The 17,650-nt window shown below is 74.1% G+C and carries 16 protein-coding genes; 8 read left to right on the forward strand and 8 right to left on the reverse strand.

What is annotated here, in order from left to right:
* Window positions 1-3 precede the first annotated feature (3 nt).
* Complete coding sequence (locus C3489_RS39690) at window positions 4-660, reverse strand: hypothetical protein (RefSeq protein WP_103785634.1); 657 nt, start codon at window positions 658-660, stop codon at window positions 4-6.
* 322 nt (window positions 661-982) lie between these two features.
* On the opposite strand from C3489_RS39690, the gene C3489_RS32125 reads away from it, so the two are divergent.
* Together C3489_RS32125 and C3489_RS32130 are read left to right on the forward strand one after the other, a co-directional pair.
* Entirely contained in the window at window positions 983-1,954 is a 972-nt protein-coding gene (locus tag C3489_RS32125) for a polysaccharide lyase family 1 protein (protein WP_103785635.1), read from the forward strand.
* 40 nt (window positions 1,955-1,994) lie between these two features.
* Complete coding sequence (locus C3489_RS32130) at window positions 1,995-2,801, forward strand: pectate lyase (protein WP_103785636.1); 807 nt, start codon at window positions 1,995-1,997, stop codon at window positions 2,799-2,801.
* Between the two features lie 84 nt (window positions 2,802-2,885).
* On the opposite strand, the gene C3489_RS32135 is transcribed toward C3489_RS32130, so the two are convergent.
* Complete coding sequence (locus tag C3489_RS32135) at window positions 2,886-3,650, reverse strand: PaaX family transcriptional regulator C-terminal domain-containing protein (RefSeq protein ID WP_103785637.1); 765 nt, start codon at window positions 3,648-3,650, stop codon at window positions 2,886-2,888.
* A gap of 74 nt (window positions 3,651-3,724) precedes the next feature.
* On the opposite strand from C3489_RS32135, the gene C3489_RS32140 reads away from it, so the two are divergent.
* Window positions 3,725-5,389 carry an acyl-CoA dehydrogenase family protein gene (locus tag C3489_RS32140; RefSeq protein ID WP_181139927.1) on the forward strand — a complete coding sequence of 555 codons (1,665 nt, stop codon included), beginning with the start codon at window positions 3,725-3,727 and terminating at the stop codon, window positions 5,387-5,389.
* A 72-nt stretch (window positions 5,390-5,461) separates the two neighbouring features.
* Here C3489_RS32140 and C3489_RS39915 read toward each other — a convergent pair whose 3' ends face one another.
* Window positions 5,462-6,814, reverse strand: coding sequence for a TerD family protein (locus C3489_RS39915; protein WP_103785639.1), 1,353 nt, complete (start codon window positions 6,812-6,814; stop codon window positions 5,462-5,464).
* Between the two features lie 115 nt (window positions 6,815-6,929).
* Window positions 6,930-7,496 carry a hypothetical protein gene (locus C3489_RS32150; RefSeq protein ID WP_103785640.1) on the reverse strand — a complete coding sequence of 189 codons (567 nt, stop codon included), beginning with the start codon at window positions 7,494-7,496 and terminating at the stop codon, window positions 6,930-6,932.
* A 209-nt stretch (window positions 7,497-7,705) separates the two neighbouring features.
* On the opposite strand from C3489_RS32150, the gene C3489_RS32155 reads away from it, so the two are divergent.
* The 4 genes from C3489_RS32155 to C3489_RS32170 all read left to right on the forward strand — a co-directional run bounded on the left by C3489_RS32155 (window position 7,706) and on the right by C3489_RS32170 (window position 11,708).
* Window positions 7,706-8,848: a sialidase family protein gene (locus C3489_RS32155; RefSeq protein WP_103785641.1), complete on the forward strand. Its 1,143-nt coding sequence runs from the start codon at window positions 7,706-7,708 to the stop codon at window positions 8,846-8,848.
* A gap of 103 nt (window positions 8,849-8,951) precedes the next feature.
* Window positions 8,952-9,629 (forward strand): uracil-DNA glycosylase, encoded by a 678-nt coding sequence (locus C3489_RS32160; protein WP_103785642.1) that lies wholly within the window; start codon window positions 8,952-8,954, stop codon window positions 9,627-9,629.
* Window positions 9,626-10,633 carry an N-acetylglucosamine kinase gene (locus tag C3489_RS32165; RefSeq protein ID WP_258055051.1) on the forward strand — a complete coding sequence of 336 codons (1,008 nt, stop codon included), beginning with the start codon at window positions 9,626-9,628 and terminating at the stop codon, window positions 10,631-10,633. The genes C3489_RS32160 and C3489_RS32165 overlap by 4 nt, the downstream gene beginning before the upstream one ends.
* Before the next feature lie 151 nt (window positions 10,634-10,784).
* Window positions 10,785-11,708 carry a sirohydrochlorin chelatase gene (locus tag C3489_RS32170; RefSeq protein ID WP_103785643.1) on the forward strand — a complete coding sequence of 308 codons (924 nt, stop codon included), beginning with the start codon at window positions 10,785-10,787 and terminating at the stop codon, window positions 11,706-11,708.
* Window positions 11,709-11,801: 93 nt separating this feature from the next.
* Here C3489_RS32170 and C3489_RS32175 read toward each other — a convergent pair whose 3' ends face one another.
* Window positions 11,802-12,830, reverse strand: coding sequence for a lactonase family protein (locus C3489_RS32175; RefSeq protein ID WP_103785644.1), 1,029 nt, complete (start codon window positions 12,828-12,830; stop codon window positions 11,802-11,804).
* Between the two features lie 235 nt (window positions 12,831-13,065).
* The gene (locus C3489_RS32180; RefSeq protein ID WP_103785645.1) at window positions 13,066-14,562 is read right to left on the reverse strand and encodes an FUSC family protein; all 1,497 of its coding nucleotides are present in this window, start codon (window positions 14,560-14,562) and stop codon (window positions 13,066-13,068) included.
* 263 nt (window positions 14,563-14,825) lie between these two features.
* Between C3489_RS32180 and C3489_RS32185 the strand changes: the two genes are divergently transcribed.
* Window positions 14,826-15,302 (forward strand): Lrp/AsnC family transcriptional regulator, encoded by a 477-nt coding sequence (locus tag C3489_RS32185; protein ID WP_103785646.1) that lies wholly within the window; start codon window positions 14,826-14,828, stop codon window positions 15,300-15,302.
* A gap of 3 nt (window positions 15,303-15,305) precedes the next feature.
* Here the strand turns inward: C3489_RS32185 and C3489_RS32190 are convergent, their stop codons facing one another.
* On the reverse strand, window positions 15,306-16,925 hold the full coding sequence (locus C3489_RS32190; protein ID WP_103785647.1) for an AMP-binding protein: 1,620 nt from the start codon (window positions 16,923-16,925) through the stop codon (window positions 15,306-15,308).
* 7 nt (window positions 16,926-16,932) lie between these two features.
* Window positions 16,933-17,565, reverse strand: a complete 633-nt coding sequence (locus C3489_RS32195; protein ID WP_103785653.1) for a TetR/AcrR family transcriptional regulator — start codon at window positions 17,563-17,565, stop codon at window positions 16,933-16,935.
* Window positions 17,566-17,650: the final 85 nt, after the last annotated feature.

The following is a 17,650-nucleotide window of genomic DNA, read 5'->3' on the forward strand; positions in this document are numbered from 1 at the left end:
CCCTCACTCCTCACCGTGCGACGGCCGGGCGTCCGGGGCGAAGGCCCCCAGCCTGGTCCGCGTGGGCGACGCCGTGCTCTTCCTCATGCGGGTGCCGACGTGGTGCACGCTCGGCCCCCTGGCCGCGCTGAGCGTGGCGGTCTTCGCCACCTGCTTGGCGGCGCTCCTGGCCATCGCGGTCTCGTGCCGGGAGTCGCCGGCCGGCGCGGCCTCGGTCCCGCGCTGTGCGGAACCGGCCGTCCCGGGCCGTGCGGTCCCCTTCGCGCCGCGCACGCCGGCCGCGCCCGGCCGTGCCGAACCGACCGGTCCGTGGTGTGCGGAACCGTAGGACCCGCGGTGTACGGAACCGGCCACCTCGTCCGCCCTCCCCGACGCCGTCCCGGCGCCCTGGTCCGGTTCCCCGGGTCGCGGCTGGGTCAGCCAGGCCACGGCCGCTCCGGTGACGGCGACGGGCCACTCCACCACGCCGGCGACCCCGAGCACCCCGGCGCCGGTGTAGACCGCCAGCCGACGGCCACGTGGCGACATGGCACCGATTCTGTCCAGCGCCCCACCGGCCGTACGGCCCACCAGGCTCGCGCCGGGCACCCGCCGCATCGCCGAGGCGGCGGTGCGCAGCGGCTTGCGGAGAGCCGCCGTGGACGACTGCTGCGTAGCCATGACTGTCCTCACCTCGCGTGTCATCGCTTCGTGGACCTGCCGGGTTCCCGCGAAGTGCCTCGTCATCACGTGATCCTGGGGCCGACTCGGGGATGCCTCCTTCCGGGGGACCTTCCGGGGGGCACGGACGGTGCCGAGTGGCCGAAACCGTGCGACGCGAGGCGTTGACCAGAAAGCGCTTACCCTCTACGTTCCGTTCAGCGATGTGACCAGTCGCCGCCTCATGGGTGTGACTTCACCACTTCGCACGGGCTCCGCGTTCAGTCTGAAGTACGCCGTTCACACATCCGAACCTCGATCTCCCTCCTGAAGGGACACCCGCATGCGTACTCACCCCCCACACGGGCAACGGCTGCGTCCGACCGCGGTGGCGGTCGCGCTCGCCGCGTACGCCGTCCTCGCCCTGTCCCAGCCGGCCGGCGCGGCGGACACCTCACCCGTCGGCTTCGGCGCCGGCACGACCGGCGGCGGCAGCGCCACCGCGGTCACCGTCTCGACGCTGGACGCCTTCAGGTCGGCCGTCACCGGCAGCACCGCGAAGGTCGTGAAGGTCGACGGCGTGATCCCGCTGAGCGGACAGGTCGACGTCGGCTCCAACACCACGGTGCTGGGCGTGGGTTCGTCCTCCGGCTTCACGGGCGGCGGGCTGCGGCTGAAGAAGGTGACGAACGTCGTCATCCGCAACCTGAACATCAGCAAGCCCATGGCGCCCGCCGACGGCATCACCGTGCAGGCGTCGACGAAGGTCTGGATCGACCACAATTCCTTCGCGGCCGACCGCGACCACGACAAGGACCACTACGACGGCCTGCTCGACGTCAACCACGGCTCCGACCACGTCACCGTGTCCTGGAACGCCTTCAAGGACCACTTCAAGGGCTCCCTCGTCGGACACAGCGACAACAACGCCGACGAGGACACCGGGCATCTGCGGGTGACGTACCACCACAACTGGTTCAGCAACGTCTACTCCCGCATCCCCAGCCTGCGCTTCGGCACCGGGCACTTCTACGACAACTACGTCGTCGGCGCGGAGACGGCCGTGCACTCGCGCATGGGCGCGCAGATGCTCGTGGAGAACAACGTCTTCCGCTCGACGAAGGTCGCCGTCACCACCAGCCGCGACAGCGACGTCGACGGCTACGCCAACCTGCGCGGCAACGACCTCGGCGGAGCCGCGACCGAGGTCTCGCGGGTCGGCACGTTCACCAGCCCGCCCTACGGCTACACCGCCGAGCCGGCCTCCTTTGTCGTCGCCTCGGTGACGTCCGGGGCGGGTGCCGGAAAGCTCTGACCTCATCGATCACCCCCCACCGAAAGGAAGCATTCGGGACATGGCTTCGACGACACCCGGGCGCGCACGCCGGCGCGCTCCGATCGGCGCACTGGCCGCCACCGGACTTGCGGTTGGCATGCTTATGACCAGCGGGGCGCTCTCCCCGGCGAGCGCCGCCACCTGGCCCACCGCCAACGGCAGCCAGGCGGTCTCCTCGACCATCGAGCTGTCCGGCACCAAGGACTACGGCATGAAGCGCCTGTACGGCAGCGGGGACCTGGGCTCCGGCAGCCAGGACGAGGACCAGGGCCCCCTGCTGGAACTCGCGCCCGGCACCGTACTGAAGAACGTCATCATCGGCTCCCCGGCCGCGGACGGCATCCACTGCCTGGGCAGCTGCACGCTGCAGAACGTCTGGTGGGAGGACGTCGGCGAGGACGCGGCGACCTTCCTCGGCTCCTCGTCGTCCAACGTCTACACGGTCACCGGCGGCGGCGCGAAGGAGGCCGACGACAAGGTCTTCCAGTTCAACGGCGCCGGGACGCTCAACGTGTCGGACTTCGCCGTGAAGAACTTCGGCAAGCTGGTGCGCAGTTGCGGCAACTGCAAGACGCAGTACAAGCGGACGATCAACCTCGACACCATCGAGGCGACCTACAAGGGCACCGCGCTCGTCGGCATCAACACCAACTACGGCGACAGCGCGACGCTGCGGAACATCACCATCGTCGGCGACACCGGCAGGAAGATCGTCCCCTGCCAGAAGTACATCGGCAACAACACGGGGAAGGAGCCGACCACCAACGGCTCGGGCCCCGACGGCACCTACTGCAAGTACTCCGCGTCCGACATCACCTACAAGTGAGCCCGGCGCGATGAACGACGGCCGTACGAAGGGGTGTTCAGGCCCCCTCGTACGGCCCCGGCATGTCGCGGCCAGGCCGCGCGGTCACCCCGCGCGGCCCGAGCCCACCGAGGAGGCCAGCCCCGCCTGGTACGCCGCATAGGCGGTGCGCAGGGCCGGGCCCGGCCAGTGCGCGGGCAGCAGTTCGGGCGGCAGCACCGGGTCGGCGAGCAGATGCCGTACGACCGCGGCGAAGGCGGTGAGGCGGTCGGCCGGGCGCTCGGCGGCCGCCGCGTGCGCGAGCAGCTCGTGCGCGGTGACGGACCAGGCGTCCAACGGCCACAGAAGCGCGGCCAGTTCGCGCGCCGGGCGGTCGGGGCGGGCGGTGTAGGACTGGGCGACCTCGGTGAGTCCGGCGGGCAGCGGGCGGTCCAGGTTGGCCGGGCGCAGCCAGACGCCCTCGCGCAGTTCCGCCAGTCGCAGCCCGGTCAACCGTGTGCGCAGGTCGGCGCGTTCGGCGGGGCCGCGGCCCGTCGCCGTGATCACGACCATCTCCCAGTCGCCGTCCCACGCGCGCGTGCGGGGCCGTACGGCGTCGTCCTGGCGGCGCTGACGCTCCAGGAGCCGCTCGCCGATCCGGTAGCCGGTGCCGGTTCGGCGCAGGTCGCCGGCGGCCGTCATCCGGCTGAGCGCGGCACGCAGCGTGGAGCCGCCGACCCCGAAGGGCTCCACCGCGCGGGTCAGTTCCCTGACCGGCAGCTCCGGCGGGTGCGCGCCGAGCAGCAGGCTCAGCACGACGGACCGGGCGGACAGCGGGCGCAGGGCGAGGCCGCCGCCGGGCGGATCCTGCGGGACGTTCGTGCTGCGCATGGGGCTGTACTGTAATCGCGGCCTCGGTTGTTGCAGTATTGCTGCGGCCGCAGCGAGAGTGCAACATGGCGGGTATGACTTCGATCCCCGGGACCGCCTGGCCGCAGCCGTACCGCACGCACGACGTCAGCAACCAGCCGCCGCCCCTGGCGCCGTACGACGCCGCCGACGACGTCGCCCTGCTGGAGGGGCTGCGCCGGGAGGGTGCGGGCTGGGCCGAGGCGGACATCCGGCGGCTCGGCGAACGGGCGGGCAGCGCGCAGGCGCAGGAGTGGGGCGAGCTGGCCAACCGGCACGAGCCCGAGCTGCGCACCCACGACCGCTACGGCAACCGGATCGACGAGGTCGACTTCCACCCGTCCTGGCACGAGCTGATGCGGGTCGCCGTCGAGGAGGGCCTGGCCGGCGCACCCTGGGCGGACGACCGGCCGGGCGCGCACGTCGCGCGGACGGCGGGCGGGCTGGTGTGGGGCCACAGCGAGGCCGGGCACGGCTGCCCGACGTCGATGACGTACGCCGCCGTGCCCGCGCTGCGCCGCGAGCCCGAGCTCGCCAAGGTCTACGAGCCGCTGCTGACCAGCCGCGTCTACGACCCCGGGCTGCGGACGCCGGCCGACAAGCGCGGGCTGCTGGCCGGCATGGGGATGACGGAGAAGCAGGGCGGCTCCGACGTCCGGACCAACACGACGGCGGCCACGCCGACCGCCGAGCCGGGCATGTACACGCTGCGCGGCCACAAGTGGTTCACCTCGGCGCCGATGTGCGACGTCTTCCTGGTGCTGGCGCAGGCCCCGGGCGGCCTGTCGTGCTTCCTGGTCCCCCGCGTCCTGCCCGACGGCAGCCGCAACGCCTTCCGCGTGCAGCGGCTGAAGGACAAGCTCGGCAACCGTTCCAACGCCTCCTCGGAGCCGGAGTTCGACGGAACCGTGGCATGGCTGGTCGGGCCGGAGGGCCAGGGGGTGAAGACGATCATCGAGATGGTCAACTGCACCCGGCTCGACTGTGTGATGGCCTCCGCGACGCTGATGCGCAAGACCCTGGTGGAGGCCGGGCACCACGTCCGGCACCGCGGTGCCTTCGGGGCGCGGCTGCTGGACCAGCCGCTGATGCGCAACGTGCTGGCCGATCTCGCGCTGGAGTCGGAGGCCGCGACGACGCTGACGCTGCGGCTGGCCGGGGCGGCCGACCGGGCGGTGCGCGGCGACGAGGGAGAGCGGGCGTTCCGCCGGATCGCCACGGCCGTCGGCAAGTACTGGGTGACCAAGCGCGGTCCGGCCTTCACCGCGGAGGCGCTGGAGTGCCTCGGCGGCAACGGCTACGTGGAGGACTCGGGCATGCCCCGGCACTACCGCGAGGCACCGCTGCTGTCGATCTGGGAGGGGTCGGGGAACGTCAACGCGCTCGACGTGCTGCGGGCCCTGGTCCGTGAACCGGCCACGGCCGAGGCCCTGTTCGCCGAACTCGCCCTGGCGCGGGGTGCGGACGCGCGTCTGGACGCGGCCGTCAGCCGGCTGCGGGACGACCTGCGGGACGCCTCACCGGTCACCGCCCGCCGGCTGGTGGAGCGGATGGCGCTCGCCCTGCAGGCGTCCCTCCTGGTCCGCCACGCCCCGGCCGCGGTCGCCGACGCCTTCTGCGCGACCCGCCTGGGCGGCGACTGGGGCCACGCCTTCGGAACCCTGCCGGCCACGGCCGACCTCGACGGGATCCTGGGTCGGGGCGTGCCGGGCGGGGTGTGACGGGGGGCCTGGCGGCGGGTCCGCGTGGCGCGGGCTCGCCGCCGTGGCCCTCTCAGCGGGCGGCCGCCCTGTTCACCAGCGGCTCCGGCGCAGCCAGTTCTGCATCTTGCGGACCCCGCTGTCCTCCTTCTGGCCACGCGGTGCGCCGCCCGACCAGGAGACCTGCGCCGGCTCCTGCGGCCCGTCGGAGGACTCCATCCCCTTCAGCCGCGCCCGCCAGGGGCCGTCCGCCATCTCCATCTGCACCACGAGCGGTCCCGGAGGCAGCGGCACGGTCTCCCGCCGCCGGCCGATCTCGTTGACGACGTTGCGCTTCTTCGGGAGGGCGGTGGGGTCCTCGTGGCCCGCCAGTTCGTAGAGGTGGACGATGAGGTTGTCGTCCCCCCGGTAGTGGATCGACAGGTCGGCCGTTCCGCCGGTGTGCAGCAGGACCTCCGGGCCCCTGCCCTCCTGCCACTCCCCGGTCAGCGTCCGGGCCTGCGCCAGCGGCAGCACCCGCACCTGCCAGGGCCCCTCCGCCTGGAGCCGCAGGCGCAGGCGCCCGTTGCCGGGAACCTCGGTGAGGAGGCGTCCCTGGAAGTTGTCCTCGGTGCTGTTGACCAGGTTCGTCTTGTCCTTGTTGAGCCGGTCGATGACCCACAGTCCGGTGTACCCGTCGCCGGATATGGCGAGTTCGACCACGACGGGACCGCGCGGAAGGCCGTCGACGGTGATCACGTCGTTGTCGCGGCCGGTACGCGCGTACGGCTCGAAGTCCGGGCCGAAGGACCACCTCCACGGCTGCGCCGCGGCCGGTGGAGCCGGTGCGGCGGGGGCCGGAGCGGGCCCGGGCTCCTGGAGTACGGCCATCGTCGGCGCTGCGGGGTGCGCGGCCGGCGGCGCCTGCGGGACGATCACCGTGGCCGTCGGCTCGTGGCCGGGCTCCGCTGCCGGGACGTCCTCGGCCGCCACCTCCACCCCGTGGTCCGACGCCAGCGCCGCGAGGCCCTCCAGGTAGCCCTGGCCCACCGCGCGGAACTTCCAGCCGCCCGCGCGCCGGTACAGCTCCGCCAGCACCATGGCCGTCTCACCGCCGGCGTCGGTGACGTCGTACCGGACGACGGACGTGCCGTCCGGTGCGAGCGCCTCCACCGACAGGCCCGCAATGTCGCGCATCGCGCCGTCCTCCGTCACCGCGACGACAAGGACACGGTCGACGGCCTCCTCCAGCGACGTCAGGTTCACGTCGAGCCAGGCCGTGCCGTCCTCGGCGGCGGCCAGCCGCACGGCGCCCGACGGATGGACCGGCGCACCCTGGAAGACGACGTCCAGATCCCCCCGGACCCGGCCGTCCGCCGCCAGCAGCAGCCCCGCCGCGTCCACCCCGCCGCGCACGGCGACGCGCAGCGGCACGGACGGTACGAAGGCATTGCCTCCCTTGATCATGTTGCCCCCCTGTTCATCCCCTGCTCCCCGCCCGGTGCGACCTCTCGCACGGGGGAACTGGAAGCGGATCATGCCACAGAGGGGTGACAGCGGGACCCTTCGTGGCGGGGTGCTGTCAGCCCGTCCTGCCGCGTCCCCACAGCGGGTCGAAGCGGGCCCACTCCGCCTCCCACTGGTCCAGCCGGCGCTGCTCCAGACGGCCGCACAGGGCACGGCCGGCGACGAAGGGGACGATCGCGGTGCTCACACCGGCCAGCGAGCCGAGGAGCACGGACCGCAGGCGGGCCTGCGCGGCGGTGGCCGGCTTGGCGACCAGGCGGCCGCGAGGGTCGGTCCACACCGTCACCGGACCGCCCGCCGCGCTGCCCGGCCGCACCCGGACCTGACCGGCGTGCGCGGACCCGTCGGCCGCTCGCCAGGACACCTCGGCCCACACCCGGTCGCCGCCGGCGGCCCCCGGGGCCCGCTCGGTCAGGTGGGCCACGACGGGACGCCACTCGGCGCGTTCCCGGGCCAGCCCCTGCTCGACCGACCGGGCGGCGCCCAGCCCGGCGAGCACCCCGGCCACGACGGTGCACGTCCAGACGACGAGCACCACCCAGGCCTCCACCTTGTCCGCGCGGCGTTTGAGCGGATTGCGCCGCCAGCGCCACAGCCAGACCTCGGGACCACGGACCGCCATCGACGGCATCCTCCTCATCAGCGCGAGCATCCCCGGCGCCCTCCAGTACGGCGGGCGGCCGCCCGGTGCTCAGGACGAGTCCTCCTTCGACGGTCCCACGGGCGCCCGCGCCCCGCACGTGTTGCCGCAAAAGCACCCCACACACCGGCCGCGTCTGCCACAATCGCCGCTCTGACCTGCGCTGACGCCGTCCGGAGAGGCCGCTGTCAGTGGTGGGGTGCACACTGGCCGATGTCTGGGACAAAGACGTCGCGGAGGTGTTCGGCATGACCGAGGTGCTGCTGGCCGTGGGCACGCGCAAGGGCCTGTTCATCGGGCGCAGGCGGGGTGGCGGCTGGGAATTCGACGAGAGTCCGTACTTCAACGCGCAGGCCGTGTACTCGGTCGCCATCGACACCCGCGGCGGCAGCCCGCGGCTGCTGGCCGGCGGGGACAGCGCGCACTGGGGGCCGTCAGTGTTCCACTCCGACGACCTGGGCCGCACCTGGACCGAGCCGCCCCAGCCGGCGGTCAAGTTCCCCAAGGACACGGGCGCTTCGCTGGAGCGGGTGTGGCAGCTTCACCCGGCGGCGGCCGAGGAGGACGTGGTGTACGCGGGCACGGAACCGGCCGCGCTGTACCGCTCGGAGGACCGCGGGGAGACGTTCGAGCTGGTCCGCCCGCTGTGGGAGCACCCGACACGCTCGAAGTGGGTGCCGGGCGGCGGCGGAGAGGGGCTGCACACGGTGCTCACCGACCGGCGCGACGCGCGGGCGGTGACGGTGGCCGTGTCGACGGCCGGGGTGTTCCGCACCACCGACGGCGGCGCCAGCTGGGCCCCGTCCAACTCCGGTGTCTCCGCGGTGTTCCTGCCGGACCCGAACCCGGAGTTCGGCCAGTGCGTGCACAAGGTCACGCGGGACGCGGGCGATCCGGACCGGCTGTATCTGCAGAACCACTGGGGTGTCTACCGCAGCGACGACGCGGGCGCCCACTGGACCGACATCGGTGCGGGCCTGCCGTCCACGTTCGGCTTCGCCGCGGCCGCCCATCCGCACCGGGGCGACACCGCGTACGTGTTCCCGATCAACGCCGACTCCGACCGGGTCCCGGCCGGCCGGCGCTGCCGGGTCTACCGGACGGCGGACGCGGGCAAGAACTGGGAGCCGCTCACGGCGGGTCTGCCGCAGGGGGACCACTACGGCACCGTGCTGCGCGACGCGCTGTGCACGGACGACGCCGATCCGGCGGGCGTCTACTTCGGCAACCGCAACGGCGAGGTGTACGCCTCGGCCGACGACGGCGACAGCTGGCGGCAGTTGGCGTCGCATCTGCCGGACGTGCTGTGCGTGCGGGCGGCCGTGATCGGATGACGCAGACGGGGGGCACAGGGGGGAAGACAGTGGACAGGGTGTCGCGGGCAGGTGTTGGCCACCGGTTGATCGTCACCTCGTGTACGGCAGTAGGGTGACGCCCGTGGCACCACGACCGTTGCATGAAATCGTCGAAGCAGGCTGGGCGAAGGCCCTGGAACCGGTGGCAGGGCGGATCGCCGCGATGGGTGACTTCCTGCGCGCGGAGATCGCCGCGGGGCGGACCTACCTCCCGTCCGGCGCGAACGTCCTGCGGGCCTTCCAGCAGCCCTTCGACGAGGTCCGCGTCCTGATCGTCGGGCAGGACCCCTATCCCACGCCTGGGCACGCGGTGGGGCTGTCGTTCTCGGTCGCACCGGAGGTGCGTCCGCTGCCCGGCAGCCTCATCAACATCTACCGCGAGCTGCAGGCCGACCTCGGGGTGCCGGCCCCGTCCAACGGCGACCTGACGCCGTGGACGCGGCAGGGGGTGCTGCTGCTGAACAGGGCGCTCACCACGGCCCCGCGCAAGCCCGCCGCGCACCGCGGCAAGGGCTGGGAGGAGGTCACCGAGCAGGCGATCCGGGCGCTGGCGGCCCGGGGCAAGCCGCTGGTGTCGATCCTGTGGGGCCGGGACGCGCGCAATCTGCGTCCGCTGCTGGGCGATCTGCCGTCGGTGGAGTCGGCGCACCCCTCCCCCATGTCGGCCGACCGCGGCTTCTTCGGCTCGCGCCCGTTCAGCCGCGCCAACGACCTGCTGATCCGGCAGGGCGGCCAGCCGGTGGACTGGCGCCTGCCGTGACCGGGGCCGGCCCGGCGGGCGACGAGGCCGTGGACCCCGTGGTCCTCGCCGTGGACTCCGGGGGCTCGGGGCTGCGCGTGGCGGTCGGGACCGTGGCGCGCGGGGTGCTGGGACAACGTGTGTCCCGGGAGCCGGTGCGGACCGGGGACCGGGGCATCGACGCCGGGCACCTGCTGGAGCAACTGCTGCCGCTGACCCGGGCGTTGCTCGTCGAGAACGGCCTGGCGGCGCCGGTCGCGGCGGCCGTCGGGGCGGCGGGCCTGGCCACGCTGGGTGACGCGCTGCGTGCCGAACTGCCGGACGCGCTGCGGCGGGAGCTCGGCGTGCGGCGTCTGGCGCTGGCCGCGGACGCCGTCACGGCGTACACCGGGGCGCTGGGCGCGCGGCCCGGCGCGGTGGTCGCCGCCGGTACGGGTCTGATCGCCCTCGGCACGGATCTGAGCGGCTGGCGGCGGGCGGACGGCTGGGGTCATCTGCTCGGTGACTGCGGTTCGGGCGCGTGGATAGGGCGGGCCGCTCTGGAGGCCGCGCTGCGCGCGCACGACGGGCGGCCCGGTGGGTCGGCGGCGCTGCTGGCCTGCGCGGAGAAGGTGTTCGGGCCGGCCGCCGGGCTGCCCGGGGCGCTGTACCCGCGTCCCGACCGCCCGGCGGTGCTCGCCTCCTTCGCCCCGCAGGTGGCGGCCTGCGCGGCCGACGGCGACCCGGTGGCTGTGGGCATTCTGCGCGAGGCGGCCCGGCACATCGCCGACTCCGCGGCCGCGGTCTGCCCGGACTCCGGGGAACCGTACGTGGCGCTCACCGGTGGCCTGTTCCGGATGGGCGAGCCACTGCTTAGCCCCTTGCGGGAGGAGCTGGCCGCACGGCTGCCGCACGCGCGCCGCGTACCGGCCGAGGGCGACCCCCTGCACGGGGCCGTTTGTATCGCCGGCGCCCTCGCCACGCACACCCTGTCCCTGCCCGCCGACGGCACGATGCTGCAGGTCATGGACACGACGAGGACATGACGGGCACGACACCGGCAACGGACAACTCGCCCGGAACGGACGCTGATCACTTCTGACCCGTACGTAACTCATCAGACAAAACCGGACGGATACCGCTCACCTGCACCCTCCCCGAACAAGGGAGCCCAGTAAGCCAGTAACATGCGGCGCCATGAGCTCCCCCACTGGGCCCGCGTCCGGCCTGCCAGTACGAATGCCGCGCCCCCGCCAGCCCGGACGGCACCGCCGCCCCGAACCCCTGGCGGCTCCCGAGGGCGCCCCCGCGCTCGTCCTCGCGGTGCCGGGCACGACCGGCGCGGCCACGCGCAGCCTCGCCGAGGAGGTCGTGAGCATCGCGCGCTCCGAGCTGCCCGGCCTGGACGCCCGGATCGGGTACGTCGACGGGGACGACGCGGAGTTCCCGACGCTGCAGGCGGTGCTCGTGCACGCCGCGGAGGAGCGCACCGCACGCTACGAGCAGGCCCTCGCGGCCGGCCTTGAGGTCAAGGAGCCCGAGGGCCCCGTCGCGGTCGTCGTGCCGCTGCTGGCCGGCCCGGACAGCGCGCTGCTGCGCCGGATCCGCCAGGCCCTGATGGACAGCCGGGTCGCCGCCGAGCTGACCGACGTCCTCGGTCCGCACCCGCTGCTCGCCGAGGCGCTGCACGTGCGTCTGTCGGAGGCGGGCCTGGCCCGCGCCGACCGGGCCCGTCTGTTCACCGTGGCGACGGCCGCGGACGGCATCATCCTCGCCGCGGTGGGCGGCGAGGAGGCCGTGCAGGCGGCCGGGATCACCGGCATGCTGCTCGCCGCGCGTCTGGCCGTGCCGGTGATGGCGGCGGCGCTCGACCAGGAGGGTTCGATCGCGAACGTGGCCGAGCAGCTGCGTTCCTCCGGTTCCCAGCAGCTGGCCCTCGCGCCCTATCTGATCGGCCCGGAGATCGACGCCTCGCTGGTCGAGGAGGCGGCCAAGGAGGCGGGCTGCCCGGCGGCCGAGGCGCTCGGCCCCTACCCGGCGATCGGCAAGCTCGCCCTGGCCAAGTACACGACGGCGCTGGGCATCGCCCCGCAGCCGGCGCAGGGCACCCCGGTCCGCTGACCCGCACGACACCACCCCGTACAGCACCCGTTCAGCCGAAGGGCCCGTTCCCCACAAGGGAGCGGGCCCTTCCGCATGGCACGGTCCGGGCGGTCAGGCGAGGACCACGCAGGACGCCGCCGGGACCGCGATCGAGCCGCCGCGCCGGGGCAGCCCGTCGGCCGGTTCCACGGTGAACCAGGTCACGTCCCCGGAGCGCTCGTTGGCGACGTAGAGGACGCCGCCGGCCTCGGTGAGCGCCCGCGGCCAGTGGCCGCCGCACGGGACCGTGCCGAGCAGCCGCAGCGCCTCGCCCCCGCCCTCCACCGCGAACACCGACAGCACGTCCTCGCCCCGGGTCGCGGTCCACAGGAAGCGGCCGTCGGGCGAGGCGGCGATCCCGGACGGGTAGGCGTCGCCGGCCGGGGCGCCCGGCAGCACGGAGGTCTCCGCCAGCGGCGTGAGCCGGCCGTCGGCGGCGTCCCAGCGGCAGACGGTGACCGTGGGCGCGAGTTCGTTGACGACGTAGGCGTAGGCGCCGGAGGGGTGGAACGCCAGGTGGCGCGGGCCGGAGCCGGGCCGCAGCGGGAACTCGGCGTGCTGGACGGGGGCGCCGTCGGCCAGGGTGCACACCCGCACCGAGTCCGTGCCGAGGTCGACGCTGACCGCCCAGCGGCCGCTCGGGTCGGGCTGCACATGGTGGGCGTGCGGGGCCTGCTGGCGCGGGCTGTGCGGTCCGGAACCGGTGTGCCGCAGGGTGCCGGACGCGGAGGGCGCGAGCGTGCCGTCGGCGCGGACGGGGACGGCGGTGACGGTGCCGCTGCCGTAGTCGGCGGTCAGCAGGTGACCGCCGTACAGGCTGAGATGGGTGGGGCCGCCGCCGACCTGGACGCGGGGCCCGGCCGGTTCGGGTTCGGGCCCGTCCACGCGGTACGCGGCGACCGCGCCGTCGGCGGTCTCGCTGACCGCGTAGAGCGTGCGGCCGTCGGGCGACAGGGCCAGGTAGGAAGGGTCGGGCAGGCCGCCGGCCCGGCTGAGGACGGTCAGCGCGCCGCCGTCTGGCGCGACGGCCGCCGTGACGATGCCGTGGCCACCGGCCGCTGTGAACGACCCGATGAACGCCCGCCGCCCGCTGTCCGCCACCGCTGTCCCCTCTCGCCGGCCACTGCCGGGGCCGACGGTAGCAGCCGATCATGAGCGGTCTAGACCAAGGGTGCCTCTTCGGGCGTGCCGGACGAGACGACCGACGGCCGACGAAGCTCCGGGCGCGAGGAGGGGCCTGGGCGCCCGTTGCCGCCAGGAACGCCCAGCCCCGGGATCCAGCCCGAAGAGGCGCCCGATCCCGCCCGCGGGGCTCCCGGCCCCGTCGGTCAGGCCCTCACGCCCCCACCAGCGGCGACCCCGACGGTGTCCGCAGCGGCGTGGCCAGTTCCGCCAGGGCCCGCTCCAGGCCGTGCAGGTGCGCCAGGGCGGCCGGTTCCGTGACCGGCGGATGGGCGGAGACGGCGAGTTCACGCATCTCGCCCTCGGTCAGCGCCTCCACCGCGGCCTGCACCCGCCAGCACGCGGCGGCCAGGCGGGCGTCGTGCGAGGCCTCGGGGTCGGCGGCGACGGCGACCAGGCCGCGGATCTCGCGCGCGCAGTCGTCGAGCAGGGCGAGGACCGTGCGGGCCCGCTGCTTGCGCCCGCGCATCGGGTTCAGCGGATGGACCAGCGGCGCGACGGACAGCCGTACCCGGCCCAGCAGCGCTTCCAGCTCGGCCACGCGGGGCGTGGGATCGGCGTCGGGGGTGCCGGCGAGCCGGGCGGCGGCCTCGGCGGTGCAGGCGTGGACGCAGCGCAGGGCTCGCTGGATCCACGCGTCGGTGACGGCGTGCGTGGTCACCGGCAGCACGAACAGCACCGCGAGGGCCGCGCCGAGCGCGCCGACACCGGTCTCCGTCAGCCGCAGCGCCAGCAGCCCGGGGCTGAGGACGCCGAGGAGGCCGTAGAGCAGCTCGGCCAGCAGCGTCACGCAGAGCATCATCCAGGTGTAGGAGACGGCGGCCGTGTAGAAGATGCCGAAGACGCACACGGCGACGAGGACGGCCGTGGGGACGGGCGCCCCGTGCACCGGGACGGCGATCAGCAGCCCGAGCCCGATGCCGATGACGGTGCCCGCCACCCGGCGGAAGCCGCGCACCAGGGTCTCGCCGCGCGAGGCGGTGTTGACGAAGACCCACCAGGTGGCGCCGACGGCCCAGTACCAGCGCTGTCCGCTGACCAGCTGGCCGGCGACCAGGGCGAAGCCTCCGCCGGCCATGGCCTGGACGGCCTGCCGGGTGGTGACGCGGGCCAGTCCGCTGCCGCCGGGCGGGGCGGGCACGGCGGCCGGGGGGAGCCGGCGCTCGTAGCACCACAGACCGAAGCGCACCGCGGCCGCGCTGAGCACGGACAGCAGGACGGCGGCGTACAGCTCGGGCAGCTGGTGCGGGCCGGCGTGCAGGAACTGCGCGATGAAGAACATCATGAACGCGAACACGCCGAGGCTGTGCCCGCGCGGCCCCCACCGGCGCGCGTACACGCCCGCGCCCACGACGGCGAGGAAGGTGACGTCGCGCAGGACGGGGTGGTCGTGCAGCTCGGCCGCGGCGGCCAGCACCGGCAGCCCGACCACGGGCAGCAGGGCGGTGGTGACGGCCTGCCCGCGCACGGTGGCGTCGGCGACCGTGAACAGCGCCAGCAGCGCGGCGAGGCCCCCGGTGACGGCGCCGGGGAGGGAGTGCCCGGCCACACCGCACACCACGACCGCCAGCCCGATGCCGAGCACGGCCCGCGCGGCGAAGCGCAGTCGCGCCCGCCCCGGGTCCGGAGCCACGAACACCCTCTTCAGCACTGATTACCGCCCCCTTGGCACACTCGCACGAAAAAGGCGCCGCGGAGGTCCGCAGCGCCATCGACCCGTCCATGAGAGCATCAACGACGTCAGTGGCTCAAGTCTCCCCGCTCGGGGTGGTCCATTGGCTCAGCCCAGGCGGACTTCCGTCAGCCGAAGCCGTGCCAACGGACCAGCGCTCGTGGTCTGCCCCGCCGCCGCCCGGATAAGCCATTGGTACAGTCGGCGGTGATCAACGCACGACCTGAAAGACCGGTGGGGCCATGACCGTGGACGAGCTCGACACCCGCATCCTGCGGCTGCTGCTCGAACAGCCGCGCACCAGCGTGCGCGAGTACGCCCGGATCCTCGGCGTCGCCCGCGGCACCCTGCAGGCGCGGCTGGACCGGCTGGAGCGGGACGGTGTGATCACCGGCACGGGACCGACCCTCTCCCCCGCCGCGCTGGGCCACCCGGTGCTGGCGTTCGTGCACATCGAGGTCACCCAGGGCCACCTCGACGACGTGGGCGACGCCCTGGCCGCCGTACCGGAGATCGTCGAGGCGTTCTCGATCACGGGTGGCGGGGACATGCTCACCCGGGTGGTGGCCCGTGACAACGCGCACCTGGAGGACGTGATCCAGAAGGTGATCAGCCTGCCCGGCGTGGTGCGCACCCGCACGGAGGTCGCCCTGCGCGAGCGGGTGCCGCACCGCCTGCTGCCGCTGGTGGAGTCGATCGGGCGGCAGAGCGCGCCCTGAGCCTCAGAGCCGCCCGCGACCGTCCCGCGCCGCCAGCTCGGCCTTCCTGATCTTCCCGGTCGGCGTCAGCGGCAGCTCGGGGACGATCTCGACGAGCGGCACCTTGTACGCCGCCATGGTCTCGCCCGCCCAGACGCGCAGCTCCGCAGCGGTGAGCGTGGCGCCTGGCTCGGTCGTGACGTAGGCGTACGGCAGCTGCCCGCTGCGCTCGTCGTCGACGGCGACGACGGCCGCGGCGCGCACGTCGGGGTGGCGGGCGAGGAGGGTCTCGACCTCGGTCGGGAACACGCTCATCCCCTTCACCTTGATCATGTCCTTGTTCCGCCCGAGGTAGCGCAGGCAGCCGTCCTCGTCGAGGCTTCCGATGTCGCCGGTGTGCAGCCAGCCGTCCCGCACCGCCGCCCCGCCCGCCTCGGGTGAGCGCCAGTAGCGGGTGAGGACCGACGGTCCGCGGACGACGATCTCGCCCGGTTCGCCGAGCGGCAGCGGCTCCCCGCCGGCGAAGTCGACGACCATGAACTCGGTGCCGGGGACCGGCAGCCCGCAGAACACCGGGTCGCCGAGCAGGTCCCGGTCGCCGTCCTGGAAGCCGAGGGTGCTGGTGTCGCTGGTGTGCGTCTCGGTCATGCCGTAGGACGCCTCGCGCAGGACGGCGCCGGTGGCCTTGCGCCAGCGGGCGCGCACCTCGGGCGTGAGCCGCTGGATGAAGGAGATGGCGAGCGGGTGGGTGAGGCTGCCCAGGTCGCGGTGCGGCAGGTCCGGGTGGTCGAGGAGTTCCAGGTAGTTCTCGACGGTGCCGGCCATGGTGGTGACCCGGTGCTCCTCGATCAGCCGGAGCACCGCCGCCGGGTCCCAGCGGGGCAGCAGCACACTGGTGCCGCCGGAGACGAGCGGCGCGAGGATGCCGAGGTTCTCGCCGGCGATCCAGAAGACGGGCAGGTAGCACAGCGAGACGATGCCGTCCTCGGTGCCGGGCAGGCCGTTGTGGATGGCGGTGGCGGTGTAGACCATGTGCCGCTGGGTGTGCTCGACGCCCTTGGGCAGGCCGGTGGTGCCGCCGGTGTAGTTGAGGGCGGCGAGCGCGTCGAGGTCGTCCGGGCCGTCGCCGAGGGGCGGGTGGGCGAGGACGTCGCCCCACTGTTCCACGAGCAGCACGCCGACGTCCTCGGACGCCTCGCGGAGCACCGGCAGCAGCTCCTCGCGGGTGATCACCAACTCCGGTTCGGCGTCGTCGAGTTCGTGGCGCACCTCGGCGGCCTTGAGCATGGGGTTGACCGGCACGTGCACGGCGCCCAGGCGCAGGACGGCGAGGAAGGCCACGACGAAGTGGTGGCTGTTGGGCAGGAAGACGGCGACCCGGTCGCCGGGGCGGACACCCCGGGTGTCCAGCCACCCTGCCAAGCGGCCCACAGCGTCGTCGAGTTCGCGGTACGTCAGTGTCGCGTCCCCCGCGACGACCGCGGGCCGGTCCGGGCGTTCCCCGGCCCAGTGCCGCACATACCCCGGCACGGTGCGTTCGCCGGCGCGGTGGCGCACGGTGCCGGGCTGGCGTCCGCGCCGCGCGCGGGTCCAGCGGGCGCGCAGGTCGCTCAGGTACTCCTCGGTGCGGGGTGTGTGCGTCATGGTGCGGCTACTCCTGACGGGGCGGGGCGACGTGGAGCAGGTGCAGGTACATGGCGGTGACGTCGCGTACGGCTGCGGCGTGGGTGAGGCGGCGGGCGGCGACCTGGCGGGCGAACTCCACGCTCATGGCGCCCACCGCGCGGGCCACGGCGAGCGGCTCGGCGACCGGACGCGCGCCGCCCTCGGCGACCAGGCGGCGGATGTAGCGGGCGTGGCGGTGCACGGGCCGTTCCAGGATCTCCTGCCACAGTGCGCGCACCTCGCCGTCGGTGCGCGCCTGCTGTTCCAGCAGCGGCATCAGCGCGGCGTGCCGGGCGTAGGCGGCGACGAAGGCGGCGACGGACTCCCGGGCGACGGCGTGCACGTCGTCGGCGTCGACGCCGGGCACCTCCTGCGCGGCGAGGAAGGTGTCCCGCACCCGGACCGCGAGGATGCGGAAGACCTCCTCCTTGGAGGCGAAGTACACATAGAAGCCGGCTCGGGAGACCTCGGCCTCGGCGGTGATGTCGGCGACGGTGGCCGGGCCGTAGCCGAGCCGGGTGAAGACGGTCTCGGCGGCGTCGAGCAGCCGGGCCCGGGCCGGGGCCTCGGTGCGGTCGCGGGCGGTGCGGACCGCCCAGGTCTTCGGAGTGCGTGCCACGCCCGTCAGCGTATTGACGTTGACGTCAATGTCAATGAGCATGGCACGGCCGGTCGTCCGCGCTCTGAGGGAGAGCTGCCATGGG

It is taken from the genome of Streptomyces sp. Ru71, from assembly GCF_002920535.1.
In the GTDB taxonomy this organism is placed as follows: Bacteria; Actinomycetota; Actinomycetes; order Streptomycetales; family Streptomycetaceae; genus Streptomyces.

Bases quoted from the DNA above. Each gene is read 5' to 3' on its own strand.
- C3489_RS39690 (WP_103785634.1), bottom strand. From the start codon at position 660: ATGGCTACGCAGCAGTCGTCCACGGCGGCTCTCCGCAAGCCGCTGCGC.
- C3489_RS32170 (WP_103785643.1), top strand. From the start codon at position 10,785: ATGAGCTCCCCCACTGGGCCCGCGTCCGGCCTGCCAGTACGAATGCCG.
- C3489_RS32130 (WP_103785636.1), top strand. From the start codon at position 1,995: ATGGCTTCGACGACACCCGGGCGCGCACGCCGGCGCGCTCCGATCGGC.
- C3489_RS32190 (WP_103785647.1), bottom strand. From the start codon at position 16,925: ATGACGCACACACCCCGCACCGAGGAGTACCTGAGCGACCTGCGCGCC.
- C3489_RS32125 (WP_103785635.1), top strand. From the start codon at position 983: ATGCGTACTCACCCCCCACACGGGCAACGGCTGCGTCCGACCGCGGTG.
- C3489_RS32185 (WP_103785646.1), top strand. From the start codon at position 14,826: ATGACCGTGGACGAGCTCGACACCCGCATCCTGCGGCTGCTGCTCGAA.
- C3489_RS32140 (WP_181139927.1), top strand. From the start codon at position 3,725: ATGACTTCGATCCCCGGGACCGCCTGGCCGCAGCCGTACCGCACGCAC.
- C3489_RS32150 (WP_103785640.1), bottom strand. From the start codon at position 7,496: ATGGCGGTCCGTGGTCCCGAGGTCTGGCTGTGGCGCTGGCGGCGCAAT.
- C3489_RS32135 (WP_103785637.1), bottom strand. From the start codon at position 3,650: ATGCGCAGCACGAACGTCCCGCAGGATCCGCCCGGCGGCGGCCTCGCC.
- C3489_RS39915 (WP_103785639.1), bottom strand. From the start codon at position 6,814: ATGATCAAGGGAGGCAATGCCTTCGTACCGTCCGTGCCGCTGCGCGTC.